General features: G+C 56.9%; 17 protein-coding genes. 8 read left to right on the top strand and 9 right to left on the bottom strand.

The features are described from left to right. Positions 1–76 precede the first annotated feature (76 nt). Both RYA97_RS10475 and RYA97_RS10470 read left to right on the top strand, forming a co-directional pair. On the top strand, positions 77–1,171 hold the full coding sequence (locus RYA97_RS10475; RefSeq protein WP_117139365.1) for a tetratricopeptide repeat protein: 1,095 nt from the start codon (positions 77–79) through the stop codon (positions 1,169–1,171). A gap of 485 nt (positions 1,172–1,656) precedes the next feature. Next, positions 1,657–2,019 carry a histone-like nucleoid-structuring protein, MvaT/MvaU family gene (locus RYA97_RS10470; RefSeq protein WP_002553302.1) on the top strand — a complete coding sequence of 121 codons (363 nt, stop codon included), beginning with the start codon at positions 1,657–1,659 and terminating at the stop codon, positions 2,017–2,019. 485 nt (positions 2,020–2,504) lie between these two features. On the opposite strand, the gene RYA97_RS10465 is transcribed toward RYA97_RS10470, so the two are convergent. Next, positions 2,505–3,113: a DUF4946 domain-containing protein gene (locus RYA97_RS10465; RefSeq protein WP_316892239.1), complete on the bottom strand. Its 609-nt coding sequence runs from the start codon at positions 3,111–3,113 to the stop codon at positions 2,505–2,507. A 101-nt stretch (positions 3,114–3,214) separates the two neighbouring features. Here RYA97_RS10465 and gloA point away from each other — a divergent pair, with 101 nt between their 5' ends. Then, on the top strand, positions 3,215–3,736 hold the full coding sequence (gene gloA, locus RYA97_RS10460; protein ID WP_002553300.1) for a lactoylglutathione lyase: 522 nt from the start codon (positions 3,215–3,217) through the stop codon (positions 3,734–3,736). Positions 3,737–3,838: 102 nt separating this feature from the next. On the opposite strand, the gene ahpF is transcribed toward gloA, so the two are convergent. The 3 genes from ahpF to RYA97_RS10445 form a co-directional block, all read right to left on the bottom strand. Then, positions 3,839–5,401 carry an alkyl hydroperoxide reductase subunit F gene (gene ahpF, locus RYA97_RS10455; RefSeq protein WP_004658541.1) on the bottom strand — a complete coding sequence of 521 codons (1,563 nt, stop codon included), beginning with the start codon at positions 5,399–5,401 and terminating at the stop codon, positions 3,839–3,841. Between the two features lie 124 nt (positions 5,402–5,525). Next, on the bottom strand, positions 5,526–6,089 hold the full coding sequence (ahpC, locus tag RYA97_RS10450) for an alkyl hydroperoxide reductase subunit C (RefSeq protein ID WP_002553298.1): 564 nt from the start codon (positions 6,087–6,089) through the stop codon (positions 5,526–5,528). 110 nt (positions 6,090–6,199) lie between these two features. Further along, on the bottom strand, positions 6,200–7,159 hold the full coding sequence (locus RYA97_RS10445) for a site-specific integrase (RefSeq protein WP_005780326.1): 960 nt from the start codon (positions 7,157–7,159) through the stop codon (positions 6,200–6,202). A 177-nt stretch (positions 7,160–7,336) separates the two neighbouring features. On the opposite strand from RYA97_RS10445, the gene RYA97_RS10440 reads away from it, so the two are divergent. Then, positions 7,337–8,347 (top strand): DNA-binding protein, encoded by a 1,011-nt coding sequence (locus RYA97_RS10440; RefSeq protein WP_057404621.1) that lies wholly within the window; start codon positions 7,337–7,339, stop codon positions 8,345–8,347. A gap of 10 nt (positions 8,348–8,357) precedes the next feature. Here the strand turns inward: RYA97_RS10440 and RYA97_RS10435 are convergent, their stop codons facing one another. From RYA97_RS10435 to galU, 3 genes are all read right to left on the bottom strand, one after another. Beyond that, positions 8,358–9,656, bottom strand: coding sequence for a PAS domain-containing hybrid sensor histidine kinase/response regulator (locus RYA97_RS10435; protein WP_162882935.1), 1,299 nt, complete (start codon positions 9,654–9,656; stop codon positions 8,358–8,360). Between the two features lie 70 nt (positions 9,657–9,726). After that, positions 9,727–11,085 (bottom strand): glutathione-disulfide reductase, encoded by a 1,359-nt coding sequence (gene gorA, locus RYA97_RS10430; RefSeq protein WP_004664951.1) that lies wholly within the window; start codon positions 11,083–11,085, stop codon positions 9,727–9,729. A 102-nt stretch (positions 11,086–11,187) separates the two neighbouring features. Then, the gene (gene galU, locus RYA97_RS10425) at positions 11,188–12,027 is read right to left on the bottom strand and encodes a UTP--glucose-1-phosphate uridylyltransferase GalU (protein ID WP_002553293.1); all 840 of its coding nucleotides are present in this window, start codon (positions 12,025–12,027) and stop codon (positions 11,188–11,190) included. A gap of 396 nt (positions 12,028–12,423) precedes the next feature. Between galU and RYA97_RS10420 the strand changes: the two genes are divergently transcribed. Further along, complete coding sequence (locus RYA97_RS10420) at positions 12,424–12,705, top strand: hypothetical protein (RefSeq protein WP_029240846.1); 282 nt, start codon at positions 12,424–12,426, stop codon at positions 12,703–12,705. A 55-nt stretch (positions 12,706–12,760) separates the two neighbouring features. On the opposite strand, the gene RYA97_RS10415 is transcribed toward RYA97_RS10420, so the two are convergent. Continuing rightward, complete coding sequence (locus RYA97_RS10415) at positions 12,761–13,111, bottom strand: hypothetical protein (RefSeq protein ID WP_002553291.1); 351 nt, start codon at positions 13,109–13,111, stop codon at positions 12,761–12,763. Between the two features lie 166 nt (positions 13,112–13,277). Here RYA97_RS10415 and RYA97_RS10410 point away from each other — a divergent pair, with 166 nt between their 5' ends. From RYA97_RS10410 to alkB, 3 genes are read left to right on the top strand one after another with little or no spacing between them, the layout of a single operon-like run. After that, a complete protein-coding gene (locus tag RYA97_RS10410; RefSeq protein WP_002553290.1) occupies positions 13,278–13,583 on the top strand; it encodes a DUF1883 domain-containing protein in 306 nt (101 codons plus the stop codon). 14 nt (positions 13,584–13,597) lie between these two features. Continuing rightward, positions 13,598–13,780 carry a hypothetical protein gene (locus tag RYA97_RS10405; RefSeq protein ID WP_002553289.1) on the top strand — a complete coding sequence of 61 codons (183 nt, stop codon included), beginning with the start codon at positions 13,598–13,600 and terminating at the stop codon, positions 13,778–13,780. Positions 13,781–13,804: 24 nt separating this feature from the next. Beyond that, positions 13,805–14,491 (top strand): DNA oxidative demethylase AlkB, encoded by a 687-nt coding sequence (alkB, locus tag RYA97_RS10400; protein WP_117139366.1) that lies wholly within the window; start codon positions 13,805–13,807, stop codon positions 14,489–14,491. On the opposite strand, the gene RYA97_RS10395 is transcribed toward alkB, so the two are convergent. Further along, entirely contained in the window at positions 14,492–16,309 is a 1,818-nt protein-coding gene (locus tag RYA97_RS10395) for a glycoside hydrolase family 15 protein (protein ID WP_117139367.1), read from the bottom strand. It lies immediately after the preceding gene. Between the last annotated feature and the right edge of the window lie 9 nt (positions 16,310–16,318).

Raw genomic sequence — 16,318 nt, 5'->3', positions numbered from 1 at the left:
GACGGCATCATGATTGTCGTTTGACAGCTGCCACCCACTCCCCGAAGCTGCAACCCGTCAAGCATTGGAAATCGATATGCCCAGACTTTCTACCAAGGGGTTATCGCCTCAACCCACTACTCGACATCACTGGCTGATCGGCGCAGCGGCTGCGGCAATGCTGGCGCTATCACTGGCTTTCTGGTGGTGGCGCTTGCCTGTTCAGACAGCTCCCGCCAGGTTGAGCCACACCTACGCTCAGGCACTGGAACAGGCACACGATGGCAAGCCCGGCGCTGCACGCGTGCTGTACCAGCAACTGGCACGAACCGACCTGTCTGACGAGCAGCGCATCAACCTGCTCGCCGAATTGAGCGACTACCCCAGCCCTCAGGCCCTCAAATTGCTCGATGCCGCGCTGGGTGACCGATCCGCACAGGTGCGTGAAGCGGCTATCGATGTCAGCGTCAGACTGGTCTCCAACAGCCAGCGCAGCCTGCTGCTGGGCCCATTGCTGGACGACGACGAACAATCCGTCAGATTCCGCGCCACCAGTGCCCTGCTCGGCCTGTCACCTGATGAGCTGGGCCTGTACTTTGCCGTGCTGCAGCAAAGTGCCGAGGCGTTTCAGGAGTCGCTAAAGAGCCAGCCGCAAAACGCACAAAATCAGTTGCAACTGGCCAGACTGTACCTGCAGACCGGCGACCTGGAGCCGGCAGTCGCCGCGCTGCAGAGGGCCACAGCACTGGACCCGGGCAATATCGAAGCGGCGCTGGCGCACATCGAGCTGCTGGACCGCAAGGGCCAGGCCGAGCAGGCACGCAGCCTTTTTGCACAGTTGCTGGAACATAATCCTGGTTCATCCATGCTTCAGCACGCGCTGGGCATGTGGCTGCTTAACCACGGACAAGCAGAGTTCGCTGTGCTCAGCCTGGCGAAGGCTACAGAGCTGGCGCCCGATAACACCGACTACCGCTACGACCTGGCGGTTGCCCTGCATTCGTTGCACGAGCTTGAGGCGGCGCAGAGGCAGTTGACGCAGATTGTTCAGAGCCAGCCTGCGAACCGAAAGGCCAGAGTGCTGCTGATTCAATACTGGAAAGAAAATGGTCAGTTGCAAAACGTGCAGATTCTGCTGGCAGAGCTCGAGCAGCAGAACCCCGACGACCCGGTGCTGCAACAGGGACTGTAGGGTCAGAAAGGCAAAAAAAGGCGGGCCAAGGGCCATCTTTTATGCCGCTACACGCCCTTTCATCCGCTGCCTTCAGACACTTCTGCTCTTTCCGCATCCGCCAGCCTTCATGTCTGTCAGATGTTTCTCCTTTTAAGCCGTCCAGTGTCGCATGGCTCGTTTTCCATCTGCGACTAATGTCGGAAATAACTTACACAACAGCTCGCCTGATAACGCCGGCTTCATCGCCTATATCCAACACCCTCCACCACGACTATTTAACGAATTTGAAAAAGGCTATTTTCTAACTGAAAAAAAAGGTGCATCATTTGCGGGCTACTGAGTTATAACTATCCTCTGTCTGCGCAATGACAAGCCGCAAAGGCCATGTTTCAGCATAGAAACCGCAGGTACAGGGCAGCATCGAGTGAGCGAATCGGCCAATCAGTTTTGTCTCATCGCTTTATAGGGCTGACAACAGCCATTACATTGTTGGAGTGTATTACTTGTCCAGACTTGCCGAGTTTCGAGCAGCAGAGAAAGCCCTTCAAGAACAGCTTGCACAGCTGGAATCCTTGAAGAATGACGCCGGGTTGAAGAAGGAAATCGAGTTCGAGCAAAAGCTCCAGGACCTGATGGGCACCTACGGCAAAAGCCTGCGTGACATCATCGCAATCCTTGATCCTTCAAGCGCCACGTCGCTGGTCGCACCCGCCGGACCAAAGCGTCGTCGTGCACGCGTGGTCAAGGTTTACCAGAACCCCCACACCGGTGAGCTGATTGAAACCAAGGGTGGTAACCACCGCGGTCTCAAAGCGTGGAAAGAGCAGTACGGTGTAGACACTGTTGATTCGTGGCTTCGCGCCTGATTAAAACTTTGTCAATTGAAGCCCTGCACTTGCAGGGCTTTTTTTATCGACCCATACGTCAACTGAGCGTCTGCACACTGCATCCGCCTGATCAAACGCCCATACACAGTTGACTGTCTGCCCGCCGCCGACATTCATATATATGATTAAGTGAACTGCTCGGTACATGTACTTCCAGCGCGTCAGGTATTAATACCGTTGAAATAATGACGCCAATAAAAATTCATCGATTATTCGATTCAGCGCACAGTTACAAACCTGAACAGTTGCTGAAATGTGTAGAGTAATTGTTCAGTTTATTCGGTCTAGTGAGCGATAAGAGAATTTGTTACTGCGTGCTTCGCCGGATCGAAAATCGGCGGATGGCTGACACCGCGCAGCTTCACACTTTTTTCACATGGATTCTCGGATGATGAAGACCGCTAAAGGAATAGCGCCCCATGCCCGCCTCGGCGGGCTTCTTTTTGTCTGCGAAAAAGCAGGTATCACTGCGCATCGTCCAGACGCAAACTCTCGCGGATACGCAACGCCTCTTCCTTGTTGGCCGTGTACCCATCTGCCGATCCTGCGTAGGAAAGCGACCAGGCCATCTCTTTACTGGCAGCCGCTACCAGTGTCTGGGTCAACACATGTACGCCGTTCTGGGTGATCGTGCAGGTGGTTTCCAGTGCCGGCACGACGCTGAGCCGGCTCTCACGCACATGCGTGCAGACGCTCTGCAGGCCGCTGCGGGCAAAATTGACCTGAACCGACTTGCGCATCTCCAGCAGCACACCCGGGACATTAACCTCATGCCCGGGCGTCAGGCGTGTCTGAGTCAGCTCCATGACCATCAGCGGGTTTCCACTTTGATCGTTTTTCACCGCGCGCTGTCTGACTTGCACGGACGGTTGCACGGGCTTGCCCGACTCGGTCGGCAGCGACTCTACCTCCCAGCCTGCGGGCCAGATGATCATTGCGTCGGCGGCGTGAGTCTGTGCGGCGCCCAGCAGCAGGAACAGGCACAGACCTGGCAAGGCGCATCGGTATTGCGAAAGGATCATGGTCAGGTCGCCAGAACAGTTGACCGGAAATTCTGAGCCTGTTGCCGGCATCGAGCAAGACCGAAGCGACGTTATCCGAACGAGGGTTTGGCACTGCCCGCCCTGCCCCGTATCATTTGGCATTATTTGTACATTCTGTTGGAGACACATTGATGAGCTTGCACGAACTCAACACACTACCGGGCGTTACGGCCGACCCTGAAGCGGCTACCCGGCAGTTTGTGTTCAACCACACCATGCTGCGCGTCAAGGACATCACAAAATCGCTGGATTTCTACACCCGCGTGCTCGGCTTCAGCCTGGTTGAAAAGCGTGATTTCCCGGAAGCCGAATTCAGCCTCTACTTCCTCGCACTGGTGGATAAGGCGCAGATCCCGGAAGACGACAAAGCCCGCAACGAGTGGATGAAATCGATCCCCGGCATTCTCGAGCTGACCCACAATCACGGCACCGAGAGCGATGCGACAGCTTCGTACCACAACGGCAACAGCGACCCGCGTGGCTTTGGTCACATTTGCGTCTCGGTACCAGACGTGAAGGTTGCCTGCGAGCGATTCGAGACTTTGGGCGTCGACTTTCAAAAGCGTCTGTCCGATGGCCGCATGAACAGCCTGGCCTTCATCAAGGACCCGGATGGCTACTGGGTAGAGATTATCCAGCCAACCCCGCTCTGAGGCCTTGGTTGCCCTGAGTGATTGCTCCCGCTCGGGAACGATCACCCAGATAACAAAAAGCCCCGTGATCGCTCACGGGGCTTTTTGTTTAGCGCTGCCCGATCAGGCCGGTGCGGAGGTACGGATCAGGTGGTCAAAGGCACTCAGGGAGGCTTTGGCACCCTCGCCCAGGGCGATGATGATCTGCTTGTACGGAGTTACCGTCACGTCACCGGCAGCGAAGATGCCCGGCACCGAGGTTTCACCACGTGCATCGACCACGATCTCACCACGCGGCGACAGCTCGATGGAGCCTTTGAGCCATTCGCTGTTAGGCAGCAGGCCGATCTGCACGAAGATACCTTCCAGCGGCACGGTGATTTCTTCGCCGGTGGTGCGGTTCTTGTAACGCAGGCCGTTGACCTTCTGCTCATCGCCGGTCACCTCAGTGGTTTGCGCACTGGTGATCACGGTAACGTTGGGCAGGCTGTGCAGTTTGCGCTGCAAGACGGCATCGGCACGCAGTTGCACATCGAACTCCAGCAGCGTCACGTGTGACACGATACCCGCCAGATCGATTGCCGCCTCGACACCCGAGTTACCGCCACCAATCACGGCGACGCGCTTGCCCTTGAACAATGGACCGTCGCAGTGCGGGCAATAAGCCACGCCCTTGTTACGGTACTGCTGTTCGCCCGGTACGTTCATCTCCCTCCAGCGTGCGCCGGTGGCAAGAATGACGGTCTTGGCCTTGAGGCTGGCACCGCTGGCGAATTTAACTTCGTGCAGCTCACCGGCCGCGCCCGGAATCAGCTTGTCGGCGCGTTGCAGGTTCATGATGTCGACTTCGTACTGTTTGACGTGCTCTTCCAGCGCAACGGCCAGTTTTGGGCCCTCGGTGTGCTGTACCGAAATGAAGTTTTCGATCGCCATGGTGTCGAGCACCTGACCGCCGAAACGTTCGGCTGCAACGCCGGTACGAATGCCTTTGCGGGCTGCGTAGACCGCAGCCGCCGAACCAGCAGGGCCGCCGCCGACTACCAGCACATCAAAAGCCTGTTTGGCGTTGAGTTTTTCTGCCTGACGCGCACCGGCACCGGTGTCGATCTTGGCGAGAATTTCTTCCAGGCCCATGCGGCCCTGACCGAACAGCTCACCATTTAGATAGATGCTGGGCACCGACATGATCTTGCGATCTGTGACTTCGTCCTGGAACAGTGCACCGTCGATAGCGACATGCTTGATGCCAGGGTTCAGTACTGCCATCAGGTTCAATGCCTGGACAACGTCCGGGCAGTTCTGGCAGGACTGCGAGAAATAGGTTTCGAAATGGAATTCGCCTTGAAGAGCGCGAACCTGTTCGATGGTTTCCGCACTGACCTTGGGTGGGTAGCCGCCAACTTGCAGCAGCGCCAGGACCAGCGAGGTGAATTCATGGCCCATGGGGATACCGGCGAAACGCAGGCTGATATCGTGGCCAGGGCTGCTCAGAGAGAACGACGGAGTACGCGCATCGTTGCCACTGTCATTCAGGGTGACATCTTTGGAGACACTGATCACATCATTGAGCAGTGCAAGCATTTCCTGAGACTTCGCGCCGTCATCAAGGGACGCGACGATCTCGATGGGGCGAGTAACCCGCTCCAGATAGGATTTCAACTGGGCTTTAAGATTGGCGTCCAACATGTGGCGGCTTCCTGTTTACAAAGGGTAGAAATAACAACGCCCAGGCGATTACCGCCCGGGCGTTTTTTGGGGCGATGCGGTTTACTTGCTCAAGAGCTCAACGCCCCCAGCCGATTCATGCGACTCAGATCTTGCCAACCAGATCCAGGGACGGAGCCAGAGTAGCTTCGCCTTCTTTCCACTTGGCTGGGCAGACTTCGCCCGGGTGAGCAGCAACGTACTGAGCAGCCTTGATCTTGCGCAGCAGCTCGGAAGCGTCACGGCCAACACCACCGTCGTTCAGCTCGACGATTTTGATCTGACCTTCAGGGTTGATCACGAACGTACCGCGATCCGCCAGACCGGCTTCTTCGATCAGCACGTCGAAGTTGCGCGAGATAGTCAGGGTCGGGTCACCGATCATGGTGTACTGGATCTTGCCGATTGCAGGCGAAGTGTTGTGCCATGCAGCGTGGGCAAAGTGGGTGTCGGTCGAAACGCTGTAGATCTCGACGCCCAGCTTCTTGAACTCTTCGTAGTTGTCAGCCAGGTCTTCCAGCTCGGTCGGGCAAACGAAGGTGAAGTCGGCCGGGTAGAAGAATACGACAGACCACTTGCCTTTGAAGTCGGCGTCCGAAACGTCAACGAAAGCGCCGTTCTTGAACGCGGTAGCCTTGAACGGTTTTACTTGGCTGTTGATGATAGGCATCGGTATATCTCCTGATGGGTTGGATGGGTTGTTAATTCGATGGAGTGAAGCTTACGCATGATCAGTGACAATCGCTCATTGGCAAACCTGATGTCACTGATTGCTTTTCACTATGAAGGCAGCTTATCGATAGAAGAAACCTTCGACCCGCTCCCTGTCTCCAGGTTGCCCGGGAACGGCGCGGCGTCAATGTAGCGCATCGCCGACTTGATGTCCCTCCAGCCTACATAAGACATCAGTGACTTGAGGTCCCAGCCGTTGCTGTGCGCCCAACTGGCGAAGCCGCGGCGTAGCGAGTGACTGGTGTAGTGCTCGGCGGCAATGCCTGCACGCTGGAGAGCCTGACGCAGCAACGGGATAACGCTGTTGGCGTGCAGCCCCTCCTCGCCAAGATTACCCCATCGATCCACCGCCCGAAACACCGGACCGCTCACCAGCGCCGCGCAATTGATCCACTCTATATAAGCCTGCACCGGGCACAGCCGCTGCAAGGCGGGCGTCTGATACGTTCTGCCCAGGTTATCGCGATCGCCCTTGCTGCGCGGCAGATAAAGGCTGATGCCCGAGTGGGCAGTGGCCTTGACGTCCTGCACTTGCAGGCGACACAGCTCGTCGCTGCGAAAGCCGCGCCAGAACCCCAAGAGGATCAGCGCCGAGTCACGACGACAACGCAATAGCCGCGGCTGGTCGTGTCGCGCCTCTGCATCACCTATCTCGATCTCCAGCCAGGCAATGACTTTCTCCAGGTCCTGCAACTGCAAAGGCTCGGCCTGCTTCTCTTGTGCCGGATGCAATGCACGAATGCCCTTGATGACCTTACGCACCATGGGCGCCTTGGTGGGATCGGCAAAACCCTGACTGGCATGCCATTGCGCCAGTGCTGACAGGCGCAGTTTCAACGTGTTGACCGATAGCTTTCCGGCATGGCTGGCCAGGTAACGCGCCACGCTTTCGCTGGTCGCCGGCAGAAACCCGCCCCATGTCACTTCGAAATGCTCGATGGCCGCCCGATAACTGCGGCGTGTGTTGTCACGGGTTGCGGCATCGATATAGCGATCAACGTCATTCATGGCTCGAACCTGCGCGGTGTACCGGAAAGAGCGCCGAAAAATGAACTGACAACGCCTGATACGGGATAATACGCCAATATCCCGGGTTAATTAATTCAAAAAAATGGCAAATTATTTCTAATAATATAGTATGTAATTACAGGGTACATACCACAGTACGAAATCGTAGGGGGACACATGGCTCGGGGCGGCGTAAACAAGGCGTTGGTGCAGAAAGCAAGGGTTTCCCTGCTGTCCAGAGGTGAAAATCCCAGCATTGATGCAGTACGTATCGAAATGGGTAATACAGGCTCAAAAACCACGATTCACCGGTACCTCAAAGAGCTGGACGCCACGCATACGCCAGCGCCGGACATCAACGAGGAGTTGAGCGGTCTGGTAGCTCATCTTGCCCAGCGTCTTCAGGAACAGGCTCAGGAACGCATTGATCAGGCCTGCGACACGTATCAGGCTGATCGCGCCACCCTGCAGCAACAATTGGCGACGACTCAGCAACAGATCAGCGAACTGCAGGAACATGCGCAGCAACGTAACGAGACTCTGGAACAGCAGGCTGCCGCCCTGCTTCGCACGCAAAATGACCTGCAAACCGCACAGACCGAGCACGCCAGACTGTCTCAGGCCAACCGGGATCTGGAGTCGCGCCTGCACGACAAGGACGGCCAGATCCACTCGCTTGAAGAAAAACATCAGCACGCTCGCGAAGCCCTGGAGCACTACCGCAACTCGATCAGAGAGCAGCGCGAGCAGGAACAGCAACGCCACGAAGGTCAGGTTCAGCAACTGCAAATGGAGCTTCGACAGGCACAGCAAGGCATCGCCATGCGCCAGGAAGACATCACACAGCTGAACCGTGACAACGAGAGATTACTGGCTGAAAACCGCAGCACACTGCGTGAGCTGCACGAACGAAAAGACCTGCTGAACCAGGCCACTACTCAGGCTGCCGCCCTGGCAGAACAACAGCATCACGCCCGCACCCAGTGCGCTCTGCTGGAAGAACGGTTAGGCAGCCTGCAGGAAGAGAGCTCCACGCTCAAACAAGCCATGACAGAGGTTCGGCAACAGAACCGGATGCTGGAACTGCTGCTGACCAAAAAGGAAGCAGCATTGGAAAACCTGCAGAACGGCCTCATCCAGCCAGATAAACCCACTACCCCCAGAAACAAGCCAAAAGGCAAGGCATGACAAGCAACACTCAGGCAGTCGTCATCGCACAAGGCAAGAGCAGGTGAACCTGAGTGCCCTGACCTTCATGGCTTTTTATCTGCACATGCCCGCCCGCCTGCTTGATGAAACCGTAGACCATGGACAAACCCAGACCCGTGCCCTGTCCTGCGGGTTTGGTGGTGAAAAACGGGTCGAACGCCCGGTCGATGACGTCTTGAGCCATTCCACAGCCGTTATCTTCTACACTGAGCCGTACGTAATCGCCAGGTGCCAGCCCGTCTTTCTGAGCGGCAAGCGTTAACAGCTGGCTGCGCACCCGGAGCCGCCCTCCGACCGCAACAGCGTCACGCGCGTTGATCACCAGGTTCAACAAGGCATTTTCCAGCTGATGCTCGTCCGTGCACACACTGCTCAACCCCTCCTCCAGCTCGATATGCAATTGCGCGCGAGCGCCCACCGTACCTCGCAGCAGCTCTTCCATAGATCGGACCATGCGATTGATATCCACTGCCGTGACATTCAGCGACTGACGGCGAGCAAATGTCAGCAGCCTCCGGGTCAGCGCAGCCGCACGATTTGCGGAACTGGTCGCAGCGTCCAGATAACGATCAACTTCCTCCACCCGGCCTGCCGCCACACGAAGCCTGATCATGTCCAGAGCACCCATTACGCCGGAAAGCACATTGTTGAAGTCGTGGGCGATGCCGCCCGTCAACTGGCCAATCGCGTCCATTTTTTGCGCATGGCGCAAGACCTCTTCAGCCATTGCTCGCTCGACGATCTCGGCCTGCAACAATTCATTGGCAGTTGCCAGCTCACGAGTGCGCTCGGCAACGCGCAACTCCAGACTTTCATTGAGTTCGCGCAGCGCCTCTTCAGCGCTGACCTGAGCCGTAATATCGGTATGAGTGCCCAGCCAGTGGGTGATGTGGCCCTGCGCGTCGCGCATGGGCAGTGCACGCGACAGAAACCAGTTGAAGGCACCGTCCTTGCCGCGCAGTGGAAAGGTATCTTCCCAGATCGAGCCCGTCGAAAAGCAGTACTGCAAACGCGCCAGCACACGCTCGCGATGCTCGGGATGCAGTAACGAACGCCAGCCCAGAGCCTTCATCGCCTCGAGCGACGTCCCGGTGTATGCGTACCAGCGCTCGTTATACCAATGGGCCTGCCCGCGAGGACTTGCAGTCCAGGCCAGCTGACTCATGTTGTCAGCCAGGGTTCTGAACTGATGCTCGCTTTCACGCAATGCATCAATGTGCAGCGCGATTTTACGATTCTGAACGGCCAGATGCAGGCGCATTCCGGCCGATGGTTTTTCTCTGTTCACGTCGGGATCCGTCCTTTTCAAGCCTTGTCCCGGAGCTCTTCCTGACCTCCGGGTATTGCGCTGCCTGACGTTAGCGTTTGGCAGGCGTGCGCATGGTTACAAACTCTTCTGCAGCAGTCGGGTGTACGCCGATAGTGTCATCGAACACCTGTTTGGTCGCGCCAGCCTTGATGGCAATTGCCAGACTCTGGACGATTTCGCCCGCATCCGGCCCTACCATATGGCAGCCCAGCACGCGGTCGGTTTTCGCATCCACAACCAGTTTCATCAAGGTGCGTTCCTGATCGTCAGTCAGGGTCAGCTTCATCGGCCGAAAACGGCTTTCGAACACCTGCACATCGTGACCAGCCTTGATCGCGTCCTCTTCAGTCAGCCCGACTGTACCGATGTTCGGCAGACTGAAAACCGCCGTCGGAATGTGATTGTAGTCTACCGGGCGATACTGCTCCGGCTTGAACAGCCGACGTGCGACGGCCATGCCCTCAGCCAGCGCAACCGGAGTCAGTTGCACGCCACCGATGACATCGCCGATGGCCAGAATGGAAGGCTCGCTGCTCTGATAATGCTCATCAACCTTGATATAGCCATGCTCATCGAGCTTGATGTCGACACTGTCCAGCCCGAGGTTGTCGAGCATCGGCCGACGGCCAGTTGCGTAGAACACGCAATCGGTCTCGAGTGTGCCGCCGCCTTTCATGGACAATAGCAGGCTGCCGTCGGCCTGCTTGTCGATACGCTCGATATCGCTATTGAAGCGAATCGTCATGTGACGCTTGAGCAGTTCCTCATGAAGATGAGTACGGACCCCGCCATCGAAACCGCGCAAAAACAGCTCGCGACGATAGACCAGCGTGGTATCTGCGCCCAATCCATTGAAGATCGAGGCAAATTCCACGGCAATGTAACCACCCCCTACGACCACAACTCGCTTTGGCAACGTCTTGAGGTAAAACGCCTCATTGGACGTAATGGCATGCTCGCGTCCTGGCACATCAGGCACCTGTGGCCAGCCGCCGGTTGCGATCAGAATGCGCTCGGCGCTGTAGGACTGGCCGTTGATCTCGACCCGCTGCGGGCCGACCAGCCTGGCGTGGCCTTCGAGCAGGGTAACGCCGCTGTCGACCAGCAGTTTGCGGTAGATGCCATTGAGGCGATTGATTTCGCGATCCTTGTTGGCGATCAGTGTGGACCAGTCAAAACTGGCCTCACCCAGCGACCAGCCGAACCCTTTGGCATGATCGAAATCTTCGGAAAAATGCGCTCCGTAGACCAACAGCTTTTTGGGCACGCAACCCACGTTGACGCAGGTTCCACCCAGATAGCGGCTCTCGGCCACGGCAACCTTGGCACCGAAACCGGCAGCAAAACGTGCCGCCCTGACGCCGCCGGAGCCGGCGCCAATTACAAACAGATCAAAATCAAAGGCCATCGATATCTCCTTGGCAGAGGCACAGCATAACCGCTTGGCGGCCAGTCAGAAATGACAAAGCCACCCGAAGGTGGCCTTGTCCCGAGCGTCATCAATCGAAAATCAATGCGCTTTACCGGTTTTGTAAAAGTGTTCGAAGCAGAAGTTGGTAGCCTGGATGTAGCCTTCAGCGCCACCGCAGTCAAAGCGCTCGCCCTTGAACTTGTAGGCCAGTACATTGCCTTCTGCAGCCTGCTTCATCAGCGCGTCGGTGATCTGGATCTCCCCACCCTTGCCTGGCTCAGTCTGTTCGATCTTCTCGAAAATATCCGGAGTCAGGATGTAGCGGCCGATGATCGCCAGGTTGGAAGGCGCATCTTCAGGCTTCGGTTTTTCAACCATGTTGGTCACGCGAAACAGGCCCGGCTTGATTTCTTCACCGGCGATCACGCCATACTTGTTGGTTTCCTGCGGATCGACTTCCTGAATGGCAATGATCGAGCAGCCATAATGCTTGTGCAGTTTGACCATCTGCGCCAGCACGCCATCACCATCAGGATTTACGCACAAGTCATCCGCCAGAACCACGGCGAATGCTTCATTACCAATCAGCGGACGACCGCTGAGAATGGCATGACCCAGACCTTTCATTTCAGTCTGGCGAGTGTAGGAAAAGCTGCACTCGTCGATCAGTTTGCGAATACCAACCAGGTACTTTTCCTTGTCCGTGCCCTTGATCTGATGCTCAAGCTCGTAGCTGATATCAAAGTGATCTTCAAGAGCACGCTTGCCACGACCGGTCACGATGGAAATTTCGGTCAGGCCTGCCGCGAGGGCTTCCTCAACACCGTATTGGATCAGTGGCTTGTTGACCACCGGCAGCATTTCCTTGGGCATGGCCTTGGTCGCTGGCAGGAAGCGAGTGCCGTAACCGGCTGCTGGGAACAAGCATTTCTTGATCATAAAAGTCCTTGGTAAGGGCTGTTGGTGTTAACGGCGCAGTCTAATCAGGAGGCGGTCACCTTACAATGCCCCGCCTTTGGCCGTACGATGCCATGATAGAGGAATCCTCAGGCAGATAGTTCCGCACTTCCTGGATATTGCCTACAGCCAATTGCAGACCGGACCACGCTCAAGTCACCGCCAAAGCCCGGCGTAACAGCCTTGTGCACGCTCTTTGGACGACCGAAGCATTTATGCTCTGCTCCCAGAAAGCTGCAACAGTGGCCAGCAAACGACGAGCTATTTATCGAGCTATTTATGATGAAAAACATGGCGGAACGATGGCACTTGTTACCAGTCCAACGTTCGCATTTGTCAATTCTCTGACCTTATCTTGAAGCGAAAAACATGATCAGAATCCTTTCCCTACTGTCCATTATTGTTGCGCTGGGCCTGACCGGCTGCGCAACCGCCTCCAACACTTACCTGAAAAACGGCAGACAGGGCTTGAGCATCGACTGCTCCGGCGAGGCGATGTCCTGGGCCAGCTGCTACGAAAAAGCGGACGCCTCCTGCGCGGGTACAGGTTATGAAATTGTCGGTACGGACGGCACTCCGCAGCCTGCGGAAAGCGAGAAAACACTCGGTGTGGACGTAGGCAACTACAAGAGCCGCAGCGTGCTTGTAGTGTGCAAATAATCAAGCCTGCCGCCCTGTCCGAAGCGGACAGGGCCGGTTGAGCCCGCCAGAGCGATCAGCCTGAAATGCACGCTTCGGCAGCGTTCTGAACATCCCTGAAGCGGATCGGCACGTTGGAAAGCCGTTCATAGACCTTGATCGTACTGCCACCCGAGCGGCTCTCGACATCGACGACCGCCGCAGGCGATTTGCTGAGCTTTTGCGCCACAATTACCCGCAGGCCATCATGGCGAGGCTCGATAAGCGGCGGCTTGCGACTGCTGGCGATCTTGCCGACGAAGCAATCGGCATACTCCTTGGGGTTCTTGCCCGACATCACGTTCATGGTGGGGGGTGTATGTTCGATGTCATTTACTGTGGCACAGCCAGTCATTGCCAGAGCCAGGACTACTACAGCCAGTTTCATACAAAGCCTCCAAATAAAGGTGCTACGACAAGCTCGCGCGCAATTAAATCCCCACTAAGGCAATATTTGCCAGAAACACGGCAAATTAGTGCCCACCGACGTCAAATTGCGGGCATCACATGCTATCGTTTTGATTTTTCAGAAAAACCCTCATTCGGAGCCCGTCATGAAATTCGTACACCAGCGTGAGCATCTCAACGAGGACGACCTGGTCGTTATCGAGTGCTCGCAAACCTGCAATATTCGTCTGATGAACGATGCGAATTTTCGCAGCTTCAAAAATGGCGGTCGACACACCTATCATGGCGGTGCATTTGACACGTTTCCGGCCAAGATCGCTGCGCCGAGCACCGGTTTCTGGAACATCACCATCGATACCGCAGGCCGCAAGATAGATACCAATGCAGGCCGCAAACCGCCTTTCACTCACAAGATCAAGATCGTCCGGCGCTCTACCTCACGCCTGGGATGATGCAAGGAGTCACCGTGAACAATCCAGTCCCGCGCACCACTAAATTTGCTGTCAGCTACAAGCTCAACGGCGAACGCCGCTTCGAGTTCGCCCAACTGCAATCGGCCTCAACCGAAGAGGCCGAAGCCGCCTTGAAAAAAATGCACGGCCAGAGCGACGATCAAATCACTGACGTGAAGGTCAGCAAGGCGCTCTGATACCCGCAGGAGCTCGATCCGACCATGCAACGCAAAGGTGAAACTCCCGCCAATCTGGATCTGTTTGCCGACCAGACGACCCAGCCTGCAAGCAATGAGTTGATCGGGCCTGGGTCATGGCTGCTCAGAGGCTTTGCGCTGCCTGTCATGCCACAACTGCTGGACTCTCTTGAGGCGACACTGGCCCTGTCTCCATTCAGGCACATGCAGACCCCCAGTGGCTTGAGCATGTCTGCAGCGCTGAGCAGTTGCGGACAACTGGGCTGGATAACCGACCGTCATGGTTATCGATACACCGCAACCGACCCACAAACAGGCCTGATATGGCCTGCGATGCCGGACGCCTTCATGCAACTGGCAAAGGATGCTGCGCACGCGGCAGGCTATGCCGACTTTATGCCTGACGCCTGTTTGATCAATCGATACATCCCTGGGGCGAAGATGTCTCTGCATCAGGACAAAAACGAGTACGACCATCGCTGGCCAGTGGTATCAGTGTCACTGGGTATACCGGCCACCTTCCAGTTCGGCGGCCTGCTGCGCAGCGACAAGACCCAACGCATATCACTGTTTCATGGAGACGTGGTGGTCTGGGGCGGCGAGGACCGGTTGCGCTTTCACGGCATCCTGCCCGTCAAACAGGCCGAGCACCCTCTGCTCGGCGAACAGCGGATCAACCTGACGTTTCGCAAGGCTGGCCGCGACGACTGATCATGCGCCTTCAAGCTCGCTCGATGTGCGAGCCAGTGCGGGACACATCGCTCGATGCAGATTCAATGCGGTGTTGATAATGCCGATGTGACTGAACGCCTGAGGGAAATTGCCCAGCATGCGGCCATCTTTCGGATCATATTGCTCCGCCAGCAGGCCGACGTCGTTGCACAGATCACACAGCCTCTCAAACAGCCGTGCAGCATCATCAGCCCGCCCCAGCAGCACGTAAGCGTCAGCCAGCCAGAACGAACACACCAGAAACGTCCCCTCCCGACCGGCAACGCCATCAACACTGCGCTCGTTGTCGTAACGCAGCAGCAGGCCATCCTGCATCAGCGTGCGCTCTATTTGCGCGACAGTGCCGGTGACACGAGGATCTTCCGGCGCAAGAAAACCGGTCAACACAATTTGCAGCAGACTGGCGTCGACCTCTTTGGAGCCATACGTCTGCACGAAACTGCCAAGATCAGCATCGAAACCGCTGCGACAGACATCAGCATGGATTTCATCTGCCACACGCCGGTAGTGGCTCGCCAATGCACGATCCTCATCGTTTTCGGCAGCCTTGGCGATCTGAGTGGCGTTTCGGTCGAAGGCCACCCAGGCCATGACTTTTGAATGGGTAAAGTGACGTGGTTCTGAACGAATCTCCCAGATGCCCGCATCCGGCAGGTGCCAGATCTTTTCCAGATAGGGCATGACCACCTTGGAGATCGCCACGCTGCGCGGATGCTGCGGCATGCCGCCTCTCAGCGCCTGGATCATGGCATCGGCAACCTCGCCATAAACGTCCAGTTGCACCTGAGTCGCTGCGCCGTTGCCGACACGCACCGGCAGCGAGTTCTCGTAGCCACTCAGCCACGGCAGCTCGTACTCCTGCAAACGTCGCTCACCGCCTACGCCGTACATGATCTGTATCTGTTCCGGGTTGCCGGCAACCGAGCGCAGCAGCCAGTCTCGCCAGGCGGTCGCCTCCTCGAAATAGCCCAGATTCATGAACGCCAGCAATGTCATGGTGGCATCGCGCAGCCAGCAATAGCGGTAGTCCCAATTGCGCTCGCCACCCAACTGCTCGGGCAATGAAGTGGTCACGGCGGCAACAATGCCACCGGTAGGAGCGTAAGTCATGGCTTTGAGAGTGATCAGCGAGCGCTTTACCTGAGCCGTCCACGGCCCGACGTCAGGGCAGCGATCAGAAAACTCCCGCCAATAAGCTGCTGTAACCTCCAGCGCCTGATCGGCATCAATCTGCGCAGCCAGCGGCTCGAACGAAGCCTGATACGCCAGCGTGAAAACCTTGCGCTCGCCCTCATCGACGTGAAAACGGCTGGCGGTGTGATGATCCTGCGGGTGCAAGGCCACAGGGCTGCGCAGCACCAGCATTTCCGGCCCGGCCACGGCAGTCAGGGTATGTTCATCCTTGCGCTCGACCCAAGGCACACTGCTGCCGTAATCGAAGCGAATGGCGAGGTCCACGCCGAACTCGACACGCCCGGACAGCCCGACCACGATGCGCACCACATGACCAGTCGTCTTCATGGGCATGAAATCGATCAGCATGGCGCGACCGTCACGGGTTTCGAAAACAGTTTCAAGAATCAGGGTGCCGTCGCGGTAACGGCGCTCGACAGCGATGACCTCTGCAGTCGGCGCAATCTTCCAGCGGCCCTGATCGTCGTTACCCAGCAACGCGGCGAAACAGGCAGTCGAGTCGAAACGGGGGAAACACAACCAGTCCAGCGAACCATCACGGGCGACTAGCGCCGCTGTCTGACAGTTGCCCAGCAATGCATAGTCTTCGATCAGTGCAGCCATTCAGAAATG

It is taken from the genome of Pseudomonas syringae group sp. 26L6 (genome assembly GCF_032587815.1).
In the GTDB taxonomy this organism is placed as follows: domain Bacteria; phylum Pseudomonadota; class Gammaproteobacteria; order Pseudomonadales; family Pseudomonadaceae; genus Aquipseudomonas; species Aquipseudomonas amygdali.
Note: the sequence above shows the minus strand (reverse complement) of the source record. Positions and strands in the feature narration are given on the sequence as shown.

Excerpts from the sequence above, each read along its gene's own strand:
- RYA97_RS10475 (WP_117139365.1), top strand. The coding sequence starts at position 77 with ATGCCCAGACTTTCTACCAAGGGGTTATCGCCTCAACCCACTACTCGA.
- RYA97_RS10465 (WP_316892239.1), bottom strand. The coding sequence starts at position 3,113 with ATGCCGGCAACAGGCTCAGAATTTCCGGTCAACTGTTCTGGCGACCTG.
- gloA (WP_002553300.1), top strand. The coding sequence starts at position 3,215 with ATGAGCTTGCACGAACTCAACACACTACCGGGCGTTACGGCCGACCCT.
- ahpF (WP_004658541.1), bottom strand. The coding sequence starts at position 5,401 with ATGTTGGACGCCAATCTTAAAGCCCAGTTGAAATCCTATCTGGAGCGG.
- ahpC (WP_002553298.1), bottom strand. The coding sequence starts at position 6,089 with ATGCCTATCATCAACAGCCAAGTAAAACCGTTCAAGGCTACCGCGTTC.
- RYA97_RS10445 (WP_005780326.1), bottom strand. The coding sequence starts at position 7,159 with ATGAATGACGTTGATCGCTATATCGATGCCGCAACCCGTGACAACACA.
- RYA97_RS10440 (WP_057404621.1), top strand. The coding sequence starts at position 7,337 with ATGGCTCGGGGCGGCGTAAACAAGGCGTTGGTGCAGAAAGCAAGGGTT.
- gorA (WP_004664951.1), bottom strand. The coding sequence starts at position 11,085 with ATGGCCTTTGATTTTGATCTGTTTGTAATTGGCGCCGGCTCCGGCGGC.
- galU (WP_002553293.1), bottom strand. The coding sequence starts at position 12,027 with ATGATCAAGAAATGCTTGTTCCCAGCAGCCGGTTACGGCACTCGCTTC.
- RYA97_RS10415 (WP_002553291.1), bottom strand. The coding sequence starts at position 13,111 with ATGAAACTGGCTGTAGTAGTCCTGGCTCTGGCAATGACTGGCTGTGCC.
- RYA97_RS10410 (WP_002553290.1), top strand. The coding sequence starts at position 13,278 with ATGAAATTCGTACACCAGCGTGAGCATCTCAACGAGGACGACCTGGTC.
- alkB (WP_117139366.1), top strand. The coding sequence starts at position 13,805 with ATGCAACGCAAAGGTGAAACTCCCGCCAATCTGGATCTGTTTGCCGAC.
- RYA97_RS10395 (WP_117139367.1), bottom strand. The coding sequence starts at position 16,309 with ATGGCTGCACTGATCGAAGACTATGCATTGCTGGGCAACTGTCAGACA.